Source organism: Pseudomonas sp. Pse35 (assembly GCF_024519715.1).
GTDB classification, from domain to species: Bacteria; Pseudomonadota; Gammaproteobacteria; order Pseudomonadales; family Pseudomonadaceae; genus Aquipseudomonas; species Aquipseudomonas paracarnis.
Genome location: NZ_JALJRP010000036.1, coordinates 28,512 through 42,130 on the forward strand (window position 1 = coordinate 28,512; position 13,619 = coordinate 42,130).

A 13,619-nucleotide genomic window follows, 5' to 3' on the forward strand; every position below is an offset into this window, starting at 1 on the left:
TTTCAGGCCTGGTTGAGCTGGGTCTTGAGCAAATCGCGGAAGGTCTGGATCAGGGGCTCGCGGCTACGACCACGGCGCATGATCAGCGAAAACGGCGCCTGGTAGCCGAAGGTGGCCGGCAGCAAAACGCGCAGGTCGCCCTTGTCAGCCCAGGCCTGGGCGTAGTGTTCGGGCAGGTAGCCAATATAAGCGCCCGACAGCACCAGAATCAGTTGCGCCTCCATACTTTCCACCGTGGCAGCGCTGTGCTTGAAGCCGTGGCGCGCCAACTCCGCCTGGCTCCAGTAACCCCGCCCGACCATGCGTTGCTGGGTGATCACTTGTTCCGGGATGCGCCGCTCGTTGAACAATGGGTGCCGGGTGCTGCAATACAACCAGTGCTGTTCGCGGTACAGCGGCATGTAGACCAGCCCGCTCATGCGGTTGGAAAACGCACCGATGGCCAGGTCCAGGCGGTTGTCCTGCACCCCCAGTTGCAATTCGTAGGGGCTCATCACCGACAGGTGCAAATGCACTGCCGGGTGCTCCAGGCTGTAGGCGCCAATCACTTCGGCGAACGGCAAGGCCTTGTCGCTGACGGTGGAGTCGAGCACTCCGAGCTTGAGGGTGCCGCGCAATTCGCCTTTCAACGCAGCGGCGTATTGCTCGAAACCTTCGAGTTCGCCCAACAGGCGCAGGGTTTCCTGATGAAACAGCTCACCCTTGCTGGTCAGGCTGAAGCCGCCACGGCCACGATGGCACAGCACCAGGCCCAAGGCTGACTCGAGTTGGCTCATGTAGGTGCTGATGGCCGACGTCGACAGGTTGAGCTCATGCTGGGCGTTGGCAAACCCTTGGTGGCGCACGACGCTGACGAAGATGCGCAGGAGTTTCAGGTCGGGCAAGGCGTTGGCCATGGGGGCTCCAGTGAAGCGTGACGCAGAGCATCACAGGATGCATCCCCACGCAGAGCGTGGGAACGATCAACTGTAGGAGCGAGCTTGCTCGCGAAAAACCTGAGGACGCCGCGTACATTCTGGGGCTGCGCATCATCGTTGACGTTTTTCGCGAGCAAGCTCGCTCCTACAGGGATCAGGGAGTTTAACTCAGGCTTTAGTTTAGAAAAATCTGAACTAAGTATTTGCCTCTGCCGATTCTTCCTAAGCCAGGCTTTTCGCAGAATCGGCCATCAATAAACAAAACAACGATGAGGCAATCCCGTGGACAAGATTTTCCACCAACCACTGGGCGGCAACGAAATGCCGCGCTTCGCCGGCATCGCCACCATGATGCGTCTTCCCCACCTGCAAACCGCCAAGGGCCTGGACGCCGCCTTCGTCGGCGTGCCTCTGGATATCGGCACCTCGCTGCGCGCCGGTACGCGCTTCGGCCCACGGGAAATCCGCGCCGAGTCGGTGATGATCCGTCCCTACAACATGGCCACCGGCGCCGCACCGTTCGACTCACTGTCGGTGGCCGATATCGGCGACGTGGCGATCAATACCTTTAACCTGCTCGACGCGGTGCGCATCATCGAAGAGGCCTACGACGAGATCCTCGAGCACGACGCCATCCCCCTGACCCTGGGTGGCGACCACACCATCACCCTGCCGATCCTGCGGGCGATCCACAAAAAACATGGCAAGGTCGGGCTGGTGCACATCGATGCCCACGCCGACGTCAACGACCATATGTTCGGCGAGAAAATTGCCCACGGCACCACCTTCCGCCGCGCCGTGGAAGAAGGCTTGCTCGATTGCGACCGCGTGGTGCAGATCGGCCTGCGCGCCCAGGGATATACCGCCGAAGACTTCAACTGGAGCCGCAAGCAAGGCTTCCGCGTGGTCCAGGCCGAAGAATGCTGGCATCACTCCCTCGCGCCGCTGATGGCCGAAGTGCGAGAAAAAGTCGGCGGCGGCCCGGTGTACCTGAGCTTCGACATCGACGGCATCGACCCCGCCTGGGCACCCGGCACCGGCACCCCGGAAATCGGCGGGCTGACTACCATCCAGGCCATCGAAATCATCCGTGGCTGCCAGGGCCTCGATCTGATTGGTTGCGACCTGGTAGAAGTTTCGCCGCCTTACGACACCACCGGCAATACCTCGTTGCTGGGCGCCAACTTGCTGTACGAGATGCTCTGCGTACTGCCTGGCGTCGCGCATCGCTGATAAGGCGAACGCGCTGCGAACGATAAAAACCGCGTCTTCACACTCACAACCAAGGGGGTCGCACAGATCCCCGACAACGATGTACCTGACTTTCGCTCGCGTGTTTACCGAGCCAGCTGCCGCCTGATCGCCCATAAAAAATATAATCGGAGAACCGCCGTCATGGCTTTGGATTTATTCGTCGTACTCATCTACGCCGCCGGCATGCTGGTGCTCGGCTACTACGGCATGCGTCGCGCCAAGACCCACGAAGACTACCTGGTCGCCGGCCGCAACCTCGGCCCATCGCTGTACATGGGCACCATGGCCGCCACGGTGCTGGGCGGTGCCTCCACCGTCGGCACCGTGCGCCTGGGGTATGTGCATGGTATTTCGGGTTTCTGGCTGTGCGCCGCGCTCGGCGCGGGCATCATTGCCCTGAACCTGTTCCTGGCCAAGCCCCTGTTGAAGCTGAAAATCTTCACCGTCACCCAGGTCCTGGAAAAACGCTACAACCCCATGGCCCGCCAGGCCAGCGCGGTGATCATGCTGGCCTATGCGCTCATGATCGGCGTGACCTCGATCCTGGCCATCGGCACCGTGCTGCAAGTGCTGTTCGACCTGCCGTTCTGGATGTCGGTACTGGTGGGCGGCGGCGTGGTGGTGGTGTATTCGACCATCGGTGGCATGTGGTCGCTGACCCTCACCGATATTGTGCAATTCGTGATCAAGACCGTCGGCCTGATGTTCATCCTGTTGCCGATCTGCCTGTACCGCGTCGGCGGCTGGGATGAACTGGTGGCCAAGCTACCAGCGTCAAACTTCAGCTTCACCGCGATCGGCTGGGACACGATCATCACCTACTTCATGATCTACTTCTTCGGCATCCTGATCGGCCAGGATATCTGGCAACGGGTCTTCACCGCCCGTGACGAAAAGGTCGCCCAGTACGCAGGCACTTTTGCCGGCTTCTATTGCATCCTGTACGGCCTGGCCTGTGCGCTGATCGGCATGGCTGCCCATGTGCTGATCCCGGACCTGGACAACGTCAACAATGCCTTCGCCGCGATCGTCAAAGCTTCGCTGCCGGACGGCATTCGCGGCCTGGTCATCGCCGCCGCGCTGGCCGCCATGATGTCCACCGCCAGCGCCGGCCTGCTCGCCGCCTCCACCGTATTGACCGAAGACCTGCTGCCCCGCCTGCGCGGCGGCAAGGCGTCGAGCCTGCGCATCAACCGCCTGTTCACCCTGTTGACCGGCGTTGCCGTGCTGGGTATCGCATTGGTGGTGAACGATGTGATCAGCGCCCTGACCCTGGCCTATAACCTGTTGGTGGGCGGTATGTTGGTGCCCTTGATCGGCGCGATCTTCTGGAAGCGCGCGACCACCTCGGGCGCAATCACGTCCATGAGCCTGGGCTTTGTGACCGCGCTGGTATTTATGTTCAAGGATGGGTTGGATGCAAATACGCCGATCTACTACAGCCTGGCGGTGGCGCTGGTGAGCTTTGTACTGGTGAGTTTGCTGTCGCGTCGGCCGGCCAAGGTGGCGGCTGCGGTGGTTTGAGCTATAACAGGGACGGGGATATTTTCTTCAGCGGGCGCGACGTCGGAGGTCGCGCCCGTTTTTTTTCGCCTGGTGCAAAACAACTGTGGGAGCGGGCTTGCTCGCGAAAGCGGTGTGTCATTCAACCTTATTTTGGCTGATACACCCTATTCGCGAGCAAGCCCGCTCCCACATTTTTTAGACCGCGTGATTAGCGGCGACGTGGCCGACGTTGCTCGTCATCCGTGCGAATCGGCACCGGTTGCAGCGGAGGCTCGATCAAGCCCAATGCAACGCCGAGGTCGTGGAGCCAGTTCTGGATTTTCTCTTTCATGATTGCCCCTTTGAGGGTAGTGCTGGCCGGCGTGAGTTCTGTCGCCGTTTCCTACAGTGATAGTAGCCCTAAGTCCTAGGTAATGCTTGAAGGAAACCACAACGAACTATTACTGAATTGATCCGAATCCTGACGGATCGTTCAAGCAATGGCACGTGTGTCTTGCACGCATCGCGGGTTGCCGTCTTGCTGCAGGTCGATCCATGCATTGAGGTTAGCGCCGAGCATGCCCTTTCGCCACATCAGCCAGGTGGTCGCAGTGGCAAAAGGCCCAGTCAGCGGATGAACGGACACGCTGTCCTTGCCGGGCAGGCTTGCGAGCATGGACTCAGACATCAACGCCACGCCGGAACCTGCGATCACGCAGGCGAGCATGCCTTGGTAGGACTCGATCTCGATCGCCCGCCCCATCGCCACACGCTCATGGGAAAACCAGGTTTCCAGGCGCGTGCGGTAGGCGCAACTGCGCCGGAACGTGAACACTGCACGGCCCGCCACATCCTGGGGGCCACGCACCGGCGGATGATCGGCCTCGCAAATCAGCACCAGGCGCTCTTCGCACAGCGGTACGCCATCCAGGGTGGCGATGGTCAGAGGGCCGTCGACGAAGGCTGCGTCCAGGCGCCCGGTAATCAGCCCTTCCAGCAACTCCCCGCTGGGCGCCGACTGCACCTGCAGATTCACCATGGGGTAAGTCTTGTGATAGCGCGCCAGCAGCTTCGGCAAATGAACCGCGGCGGTGCTGTACATGCTGCCCAATACGAAATCACCAGCCGGTTGCCCGCCTTGTACGGCGCCGTGGGCTTCATCGTGCAGCGCCAGCAGGCGGGTGCTGTAGTCCAGTAGTACCTTGCCTGCCGGAGAAAGCTGCAAACGCTGGCGCTCGCGCACGAACAGATCGACACCCAGTTGCTCTTCCATTTGTTTAAGCCGGGTCGACAGATTTGAGGGAACGCGGTGCAGGCGCTCAGCGGCGCGGGTGATGGAGCCCTCTTCCGCCACGGCCTGGAAAATGCGCAATTGACTGAACTCCATTACTTTCTCCAAAACTGAACAAGTTACTCACTATTATTCAATTTTACAGAAAGTCAATCCGTCTTAGCCTGCAAGGCATTCGCTTCTTTGCAGGAAACCTGACCATGTCCCCGCTGATTCGTTTACTCGCCAGCTTCGTCGCCCTGATGATGGCCATGGGCATTGGCCGCTTCGCCCTGACTCCGCAAATGCCGCATTTGCTCAGTGAAGGCCAGATCGACCTGACCGGCGCCGGCCTGATCGCAGCCGCCAATTACCTGGGCTATTTTGTCGGCGCGGTGGACTCGATCTTTGCCCGCAGCCATCAGCATGTGCGCGGGCGCCTCTACGGCGGGCTGTGGTTGTGCGTATTGCTGACCCTGGCGTCCTACTGGGCTAACGGGTTCTGGCCGCATTTGTTGCTGCGTTTCGGCACCGGGGTCGCCAGTGCCTGGGCCCTGGTGATGATTACCAGCCTGAGCCAGCCACTGGCGATTGCCGCCGGCCGCCCGCGCCTGGGTGCGCTGGTGTTTGCTGGGCCGGGGTTGGGGATTGTGCTGACGGGGCTGCTGGCGCTGGTGTCGAACCTATCAGGGCAAAGCTCTGCCGCGCTGTGGTTGATCTACGGGACGGTGGCGCTGGTGATGTTGCTGGCGATCCTGCCGTTTCTACCCAAGCCGACCCTCACCGTGACACAGCCCACCAGCGCGGGGAGCAACGGCAGCATCGCGCACTTGTGCTGTATCTATTTCTTGTACGGCCTGGGCTACATCATCCCGGCGACCTTTCTGTCGCAAATGGCCAGCGCACAATTCCACGGGGCCTGGCAGGCCGACTTGTTCTGGCCCTGCTTTGGCCTGGCGGCCGCGCTGGGGAGTGGGGGTGGCCAGCCTGCGCCGCAAGCACCCGAACACCACCCGTCGCTGGCTGATGGCGACTTTATGGCTGCAAGCGGCAGGGGTGTTCGCCTGCCTATTCGGCAATGGCTGGGGCTTGGCGTTGGGCGTTTTACTGTGCGGTGCGCCATTTCTGGCCTGCATGCAGTTGGTGATGGCGCGATTAAGGGAGGTCGCGCCCCATGGCTACCAACGCAGCACGGGGTTGTTGACCGCCAGCTTCGCCGTCGGCCAATTGAGCGGCCCCCTGTTGGCATCGGTCAGCAGCCATCTCAGTGGCGGCCTGCAACCGGCGTTGGTCGTTGCCGGTACCGGGTTGTTATTAGCCGGTTCAGTACTGATCAACCACCCTCTACCGCCACGGCCGATTTGCACACAAATGGCCAACAGTGCAGCAAATGGCGGTTAGGCACGTGCCCCACGCCATGTCCATCAGCGCCAACCCAGCGGACCAGCCTTGAAGCGTGGCCCAGTTGCTCAGGTCATAGGTGCCGTAGGCCACCAGGCCAAGCAAGGCGCCCAAACGCGCAGCGCGCTGCCAACTGGCGCTGGGCAAGATAACCAGCACCACGCAACCGAGGACGTACAGGAGATAGAACAATACGGCAGGCAACAGGCGTGGCTGATCAAGCATCAGCGCGCCAAGCAGGGATTTGTAGGTGGGCCCCATGAGCACACCGAGCCAAAGGCCGTCGAGGACCAGGAAGGCGAGCAAGGTACCGAGGTAGGCATACAACGACTTTCTTGACATGAGCAAGCCCTACTGTGAAGGCAAGCTTGTTGTGGCGAGCAAGCTTGCTTGCGTTGGGGTGCGAAGCGCCCCCAAAAAAGCTTGCGACTGCTACGCAGTCGAGCGGGAGCAAGCTCCCTCGCCACAACAAGCTCGCTCCTACAGGAGAGCGAAGCGTACTCAGCTTAGTTCAATGCGATCCGCATGAATCACGATCTGGCCCTGCTTGTAGAGCGCACCAATGGCCTTCTTGAAGTTGCCCTTGCTCACGCCGAACAAGTTACTGATCACCGCCGGGTCGCTTTTGTCGCTGACCGGCAGGCTGCCATTGTTGTCGCGCAACTTGGCGAGGATCTTCGAGTTCAGGCTGGAGGCCGCTTCCTGGCCCACCGGCTGCAGGCTCAGGCTGATGTTGCCATCGGCGCGGATCTCTTTGATAAAGCCCTTCTCTTCCTTGCCCGGGCGCAGGAACTTGAACACTTCGTTCTTGTGGATCAAGCCCCAGTGCTTGTTGTTGATGATCGCCTTGAAGCCCATGTCAGTGGCTTCGGCCACCAGCAGGTCGACTTCCTGGCCCACCTGATAGTTCGCCGGCGTCTTGTCCAGGTAACGGTCAAGGCGAGCGGTGGCGGTGATGCGCTTGGTGTGCTTGTCGAGGTAGACGTGCACCACGCAATATTCACCCGCGGTCATCTGGCGTTTTTCTTCCGAATAAGGCAGCAGCAGATCCTTGGGCAAACCCCAATCAAGGAAGACGCCAATGCTGTTGACTTCCACAACTTTCAAACTGGCGAATTCACCGACTTGAACTTTGGGCTTTTCGGTGGTGGCGATAAGTTTGTCATCGCTGTCCAGATAAATGAAAACGTTGAGCCAGTCTTCATCTTCACTGGGAATATCTTTAGGGATATACCGATTAGGCAAGAGGATTTCCCCATCTTGCGCACCATCGAGGTACAAACCAAAGTTAGTGTGCTTGACCACTTGCAAGCTGTTGTAGCGCCCGACTAAAGCCATTTCCAATACCCTCATTGCGTGGGCGGCATTCTACCCGAGTTGTGCCCTGCACGCGCACACGCCTGAAAAATCGCGGGCTGGCATGGCGTTCCAGTGGCATCGCCCCACTCGTCTGATCGTTCGGTTCACTTTGAGCAGGCCATCAGCGTGTCCACAAGCCTTGGGTTTCCAGCTAAAACAGTAAGTTAGCGCTTTATTTCAGCGCTGAACTTCGGCTATTTCCAGCCGCGAGCACTTATTCTCGAGGGATATTTGCCAAGCAATTGTCAAGTATTTCCTGTACGATAGCTGGCCAAGTTAATTTTCTACAGGTTAGTGGCCGCCATGCGTGTAAAAGCATCCAACAGCAAAGCAAAGCCAGCTCCCGCCGTTGAAACCAGCGAATCGATCAATAGCCAGATTGCTGCGTTCCTCAAGTCCGGCGGCGAAATCCAGCAAATTGCCAAGGGCGTGAGCGGCCAGACTTTCGGCCCGTCCAAGCAGATCAGCCTGGGCAAGAAGTAATAGTCATACCCGCGCACTGCATCTGGTCCCTAAGCGTCTTGCCTTCGAGGCGCTAGGACTAGAGTTGCCACCCCCTCCCGACACCCTCAATACGCAGCTAATCGACGAACGGGCCTCAATGCCTGGCATTCGCCGGTATCCTTGCACACGTCTAGCACGGGCATCTGCCTGAATCTTTCCGTTACTGCTCCTCGCTTTTCATGGAGTGAAGCATGCTTAAACGCTGTATTTTCGTGGTCAGCATCCTGGTCGCCAGCCCTTTGGCCGAAGCGCATATCTTCCAGCGCGAATTGGGTGACTTCGACCTGAAATTAGGTACAACCCCCAGCCGCACCATGGCCCAGGGCCTGGTCAAGCCGACCGCCCCTGGCAGCGACTCGTTCCACGGAGGCCTGGACCTTACCCACGACAGCGGCCTGTATTTCGGCCAGTTTTCCCCGAACATGGGCCTGTCGTCGGCCAATAACCTTGAAGTCGACTCCTACATGGGCTTCAAGCGTCCGTTCGACCAGACCCTGGGCTATGAAGTCGGCTTGATCCACTACAGCTACCCCAAGCTCAGCCCCCTCGACAGCCAGGAGTTCTACGGCGGGCTGAACCTGTTGGGCAACCGCTTTGGCGTGTCTTTCAGCAACGACCCCGACCGCCAGGACAGTACCCTGTTTGCAGACCTGGGCGGCACCCAGCCTTTCGGCATCGGCGTCAGCATGAAATACACCACCCATCAACTGGGCACACCGGTCTCGGTAGAGAACGGCGCCATCAGCAGTTTCAGCGATTGGTCGGTGCAGTTTTCCCGGGCCTGGAAAGGCATTGACCTGGACCTGATCTACAGCGGCTCCAGCCTCAGCGGCAGTGACTGCTCGGCCTACTCCGGACACAATTCGCAATGTGATGGGCTGTTGACCTTGAAGGCCGCGCGGTCGTTTTATTGATGGGCTGAACTGTCGCACCCCGCGCAGGTTCACATGTATTAACGCCCTCCATGCAAGGACCTGCCCATGTTGCGCCGGCTCAAACTCCTGATGCTACTGCTGACCCTGAGCCTGGTGCTCGCCGGCTGCAATCGCGTGGGCCTGGCCTACCGTAACCTCGACGTGATCATCCCCTGGACCCTCAACGACTACCTGGACATGAATGCCGGGCAAAAGAGCTGGTTCAACGACACCCTCAAGGAACACCTGGCCTGGCACTGCACCACGCAATTGCCTGGCTACCTGGACTGGCTCGACCGCCTGCAACAGATGGTCGACAGCAACCAGGTCACCGACGCCGCATTGCAAACCCGTACAGTCGAAGCCAAACAGGCAATTGCCGAGATTGCGCGGGAAATCACGCCCTCAGCCGTGCAATTGCTGCAAGGCCTGGACGATCAGCAGGTCAAGGACATGAGCGATGCCCTGGCCAAGGACCTGCGCAAACGCCAGGACGAATACCTCAAGCCGCCGCTGACCCAGCAGATCAAGGAACGCGCCCAGCGCATGAGCAAGCGCCTGGACGCCTGGATCGGCCCGTTGAGCCCAGGCCAGCAAAACCGCGTCACGGCCTGGTCGGCCGAGTTGGGCGCGCAAAACCAAGCGTGGATCGGCAACCGCGCCCATTGGCAGGCGCAATTTATCGAGGCGCTGCAACAACGCCACAATGCCGATTTCCCGCAGAAAATCCAGCAACTGCTGGTGGATCGCGAAAGCCTGTGGACCCCGCAATACCGCGCCGCCTACGCACAGACCGAAGCCGCCGCGCGCAGTTTGCTCGTGGACGTGATGGCCCAAAGCTCCCCAGCGCAGCGCCTGAAACTCACCCAGAAAATCGACAAGGTCCGCAGCGACTTCCAGGCGCTTAAATGCCTGAAAAGCGCACAGTCTTGATGGATGCTTGCGGTCAGAACCATAGGCGCACGCCAACCACCCAGTGCAGTTGGTTAACGTCTTCGCCTTCGTCCCGTGCGTATTGCGCGGTCTGGCCATAAGTGCGGTTCCAGCTGAGCCCGACATAAGGCGCAAACTCGCGGCGAACTTCGTAGCGCAAACGCAAGCCCAGGTCACTTTCCGCCAAGCCCGAACCAACGCCGCGTTGCGGATCGTTCTGCGCATAAAAATTGAGTTCGGCGGTGGGCTGCAGGATCAGGCGATTGGTGAGCAGAATGTCGTAGTCACCCTCAAGGCGTGCGGCCGTATGCCCCGATTCGCCGACAAACAACGTGGCTTCGGCCTCGAAGTTGTAGAGCGCCATGCCTTGTAGGCCAAAGGCCGCCCAGCTCTGGCTGGCACCGGGCTTGAAGTCCTGACGCACGCCGCCGACCACGTCCCACCACGGGCCGATAGCGTGCCCCCATAACGCTTGGGCTTCGGCGCTTTCAGTGCGGCCGGCGCTGCGTTCGCCTTCACTGCGTAGCCACAGCCGGTCGATGTCACCGCCGACCCAACCCTTGATGTCCCAACTCTGCGCGTTGCCGTCGCCGCCCTGCCATTCCAACTGGTTGACCAGCAGCATCGAGTTCACGCCGCTGTCGTGCACCTGATGCCCTCCCGGCGCGTTGTACACCGCTGCGCGCTCTGCGTCGGTCAGCGCCGGAATCGGCGTACGGCTTTGCGTCAGCGCTGGCGTCGCCGGGCTCATGCCCTGAAATTCATCCTCGGCCGCCAACGCCCATGGGGCGAAACCCAGCGTGGCGAAGGCGATGCACAGGGACGAGACGCAACGGTTCATGCTCGCTTCCTTATTCATGCACGCGCACCTCGCGGAACATGCCCATTTCCATGTGGTACAGCAGGTGGCAGTGATAGGCCCAGCGCCCCAAGGCATCAGCGGTGACGCGGTAACTGCGCCGGGAGCCCGGTGGCATGTCGACCGTATGTTTGCGCACCTGGAACTGGCCGTTTTCGTCCTCCAGGTCGCTCCATAAGCCATGCAGGTGAATCGGGTGGGCCATCATGGTGTCGTTGACCAGCACCACCCGCACACGCTCGCCATAAGTCAGTTGCAAAGGCTCGGCATCGGAAAACTTCACGCCATTGAACGACCAGGCGAACTTTTCCATATGCCCGGTGAGATGCAATTCGACGGTGCGCGAGGGATCGCGGCCATCGGGGTCTTCAAAGGTACTGCGCAGGTCGGCATAGGTGAGCACCCGGCGGCCATTGTTGCGCAGGCCGATTCCAGGGTCGTCCAGCTTGGGCATCGGGTTCATCGCCTGCATGTCTACCAGCGGGTTGTTCTGCTCGCTGGCGGGGTGTTTCTGCATCGCCATCGCGCCCATGGCGCTGTGATCCATGCCTTCCATGCCCGGCATATCGGCCATGGCACCGTGGTCCATGCCGCCCATGCCCATGTCATCCATCGTCAGCCACGGGCGCGGATCAAGCGGCGGTACTGAGGCGGTCGCACCCATCTGCCGGGCGAGGGTGCCACGGGCATAGCCTGTGCGGTCCATGGACTGGGCAAACAGGGTGTAGGCCTCTGCCACAGGCTCGACCAGCACATCGTAGGTTTCCGCCACGGCGATACGGAACTCGTCGACGCTTACCGGCTTTACCGGCTGGCCATCCGCGGCGATGACGGTCATCTTCAACCCTGGAATGCGCACATCAAAATAGGTCATCGCCGAACCATTGATAAAACGCAGGCGAATCGTTTCCCCCGTCTTGAACACTCCGGCCCAGTTCTGCCCAGGCGTCTGGCCGTTGAGCAAGTAGGTGTAGGTCTCACCGCTGACGTCCGCAAGGTCGGTGGGGCTCATCTTCATTTGCGCCCACATCAGCCGGTCGGCAGCCGTGGCCGACCAGCCCTGCTTGCCCACATCCCGGATAAAATCGCCCAGGGTGGGTTTGTGCAGGTTGTAGTAATCAGACTGCTTCTTGAGGGTCTTCATCAGGGCGATGGGGTCTTCGTCGGTCCAGTCCGACAGCATCACCACGTAATCGCGCTGGTAGCTATAAGGCTCGGGTTCCTTGGGATCGATGATCAGCGGGCCGTACACCCCCTGCTGCTCCTGAAGCCCGGCATGGCTGTGGTACCAGTAGGTGCCGTGCTGCTTGACCTTGAATTGGTAAACGTAAAGGCCGCCCGGTTCGATGCCCTTGAAGCTCAGGCCGGGCACGCCGTCCATGGTCGATGGCAACAGGATGCCGTGCCAGTGGATCGAGGTGGGCTCGCCAAGACGGTTTTTCACGCGCAGGGTCACGGTGTCGCCTTCGCGCCAGCGTAACAGCGGGCCGGGCAGGCTGCCGTTGACGGTCAACGCGGTGCGCGCACGGCCGGTCAGGTTGACGGGAGTCTGGTCAATAAACAGGTCAAATTCGCTGCCGGCGAGCACCGTGGGCTGGCCGGGGCTGGTCAGTGCCCACACAGGTGGGCGCCAAAGCCCGAGCCCACCCAGCAGGCCGCCTGCGGCCAGGCCTTTGACGAATGTGCGTCTGGAGGTTGTGGAGTGCATGCCGATTCAAGTCCGTGAGTTGAATGGCAGCAGATTAGGCGTCGCCGGCTGTCAGCAACCTTAGCGACAGATTACCGATTCGACAGGTTCACCCGGCTCCCTCGGGGGCGCCGGGGCACAAGAAGATCAGGCGATCTGCGCTTTGGAGGCCACTTCAGCGAACGTTGCCGGATCAAGCGCGTCCTCCTGCTCATCCAACACCTGACGTGGATGATCATTGCCCGGAATCGAACTGTCGATCAGCGCCAGCAATTGCGCACCCAGCGCCGTCAGAATGAAATTCTCGCCATTGCCGCCCTCTTCCTCAGGCCGCGACTCGATAAAGCCACGCTTGAACAGCAGCGCCTCGTAATCGGCAGCGGTCTTCTTGAGTGCGTCCAGGTTGCCAGTGTCCTCGCCGGCCGTCGCCTTCTCGGCCGCTTCTTGTTCGGCGTATTTGCGCGGGGCAAAGCTGCCTTCGCCGTTCTGCACTTCATGCAGCAGACGTTCGATCAGATCCCAATTGTAAGTCGTCATCCTGATTCCTCCTGCAGGCCGATGGAGTTAGCCCGTCTAAGGGAGTGACACGTTCCGGCACTGGCCGTTCAACCGAACGGACGGGCGTCATTTCTCTGAACTTTCCAGAGGTTCGCCGCCTCAACTGCACATCACTGCCAAGGAAGTCCGACCATGAAAACCTTGATGAAGCTGACCCTCGCCGCCACGCTGTTGAGCACCCTGCCCGCCTGGGCCTGCACGCCTGAGGAGGCCACGGCCAAGCGCGAGGAGCTGGCCAAGGAAGTGACCAAGCTCACCGAGCAGAGCCCGAACAAGGCCAAGGAGATGAATGACGAGTTGCAGAAGATGGACCTGGATACTGAAAGCGCCAAGTTTCCCGACAAGTGCCAGTTGATCGATGCGCGGCTCAAGGAGCTCAGAGAGGCTGCGCGGAAGCATTGAGCACAACGCGACGCAGAGCGTCTCTGGAGGCATTCCCACGCGGAGCGTGGGAACGATCATGGCGAAAAAAAACCGG

The 13,619-nt window shown here is 60.4% G+C and carries 14 protein-coding genes and 2 pseudogenes; 7 read left to right on the top strand and 9 right to left on the bottom strand.

Annotated features, from left to right (window positions below):
* Positions 1-2: 2 nt before the first annotated feature.
* Together OC445_RS23080 and OC445_RS23085 are read right to left on the bottom strand one after the other, a co-directional pair.
* Positions 3-896, bottom strand: coding sequence for a LysR family transcriptional regulator (locus OC445_RS23080; protein ID WP_034128316.1), 894 nt, complete (start codon positions 894-896; stop codon positions 3-5).
* 68 nt (positions 897-964) lie between these two features.
* Positions 965-1,075: pseudogene (locus OC445_RS23085) on the bottom strand (outer membrane lipoprotein carrier protein LolA); the annotation flags it as partial.
* Positions 1,076-1,199: 124 nt separating this feature from the next.
* Here OC445_RS23085 and speB point away from each other — a divergent pair.
* Positions 1,200-2,150: an agmatinase gene (gene speB, locus OC445_RS23090; RefSeq protein ID WP_034128315.1), complete on the top strand. Its 951-nt coding sequence runs from the start codon at positions 1,200-1,202 to the stop codon at positions 2,148-2,150.
* Between the two features lie 162 nt (positions 2,151-2,312).
* The gene (locus OC445_RS23095) at positions 2,313-3,695 is read left to right on the top strand and encodes a sodium:solute symporter (RefSeq protein WP_057976190.1); all 1,383 of its coding nucleotides are present in this window, start codon (positions 2,313-2,315) and stop codon (positions 3,693-3,695) included.
* 190 nt (positions 3,696-3,885) lie between these two features.
* On the opposite strand, the gene OC445_RS23100 is transcribed toward OC445_RS23095, so the two are convergent.
* Together OC445_RS23100 and ptrR are read right to left on the bottom strand one after the other, a co-directional pair.
* Entirely contained in the window at positions 3,886-4,008 is a 123-nt protein-coding gene (locus OC445_RS23100; RefSeq protein ID WP_003193089.1) for a PA1414 family protein, read from the bottom strand.
* 141 nt (positions 4,009-4,149) lie between these two features.
* Entirely contained in the window at positions 4,150-5,043 is an 894-nt protein-coding gene (gene ptrR / locus OC445_RS23105; RefSeq protein ID WP_069557109.1) for a putrescine utilization regulator PtrR, read from the bottom strand.
* A gap of 104 nt (positions 5,044-5,147) precedes the next feature.
* Between ptrR and OC445_RS23110 the strand changes: the two are divergent.
* Positions 5,148-6,327, top strand: a pseudogene (locus OC445_RS23110) (MFS transporter).
* On the opposite strand, the gene OC445_RS23115 reads toward OC445_RS23110, so the two are convergent.
* Positions 6,271-6,669, bottom strand: coding sequence for a DUF2177 family protein (locus tag OC445_RS23115; RefSeq protein ID WP_072447469.1), 399 nt, complete (start codon positions 6,667-6,669; stop codon positions 6,271-6,273). The pseudogene OC445_RS23110 and the gene OC445_RS23115 sit on opposite strands and share 57 nt — an antisense overlap.
* 159 nt (positions 6,670-6,828) lie before the next feature.
* Positions 6,829-7,665, bottom strand: coding sequence for a S1 RNA-binding domain-containing protein (locus OC445_RS23120; RefSeq protein WP_054897831.1), 837 nt, complete (start codon positions 7,663-7,665; stop codon positions 6,829-6,831).
* 324 nt (positions 7,666-7,989) lie between these two features.
* Between OC445_RS23120 and OC445_RS23125 the strand changes: the two genes are divergently transcribed.
* The 3 genes from OC445_RS23125 (at position 7,990) to OC445_RS23135 (ending at position 10,037) form a co-directional block, all read left to right on the top strand.
* On the top strand, positions 7,990-8,169 hold the full coding sequence (locus tag OC445_RS23125; protein ID WP_003193095.1) for a hypothetical protein: 180 nt from the start codon (positions 7,990-7,992) through the stop codon (positions 8,167-8,169).
* A 212-nt stretch (positions 8,170-8,381) separates the two neighbouring features.
* Positions 8,382-9,104, top strand: a complete 723-nt coding sequence (locus tag OC445_RS23130) for a TorF family putative porin (RefSeq protein WP_057976196.1) — start codon at positions 8,382-8,384, stop codon at positions 9,102-9,104.
* A 66-nt stretch (positions 9,105-9,170) separates the two neighbouring features.
* On the top strand, positions 9,171-10,037 hold the full coding sequence (locus OC445_RS23135) for a DUF6279 family lipoprotein (RefSeq protein ID WP_198791454.1): 867 nt from the start codon (positions 9,171-9,173) through the stop codon (positions 10,035-10,037).
* A gap of 13 nt (positions 10,038-10,050) precedes the next feature.
* Here OC445_RS23135 and OC445_RS23140 read toward each other — a convergent pair whose 3' ends face one another.
* The 3 genes from OC445_RS23140 to OC445_RS23150 form a co-directional block, all read right to left on the bottom strand.
* Positions 10,051-10,878, bottom strand: coding sequence for a copper resistance protein B (locus OC445_RS23140; protein WP_054920222.1), 828 nt, complete (start codon positions 10,876-10,878; stop codon positions 10,051-10,053).
* 10 nt (positions 10,879-10,888) lie between these two features.
* Positions 10,889-12,604, bottom strand: a complete 1,716-nt coding sequence (locus tag OC445_RS23145) for a copper resistance system multicopper oxidase (RefSeq protein WP_198791453.1) — start codon at positions 12,602-12,604, stop codon at positions 10,889-10,891.
* Between the two features lie 126 nt (positions 12,605-12,730).
* Complete coding sequence (locus tag OC445_RS23150) at positions 12,731-13,120, bottom strand: hypothetical protein (RefSeq protein WP_034128303.1); 390 nt, start codon at positions 13,118-13,120, stop codon at positions 12,731-12,733.
* Between the two features lie 153 nt (positions 13,121-13,273).
* Between OC445_RS23150 and OC445_RS23155 the strand changes: the two genes are divergently transcribed.
* Positions 13,274-13,543, top strand: a complete 270-nt coding sequence (locus OC445_RS23155) for a hypothetical protein (protein ID WP_072447464.1) — start codon at positions 13,274-13,276, stop codon at positions 13,541-13,543.
* Positions 13,544-13,619 lie beyond the last annotated feature (76 nt).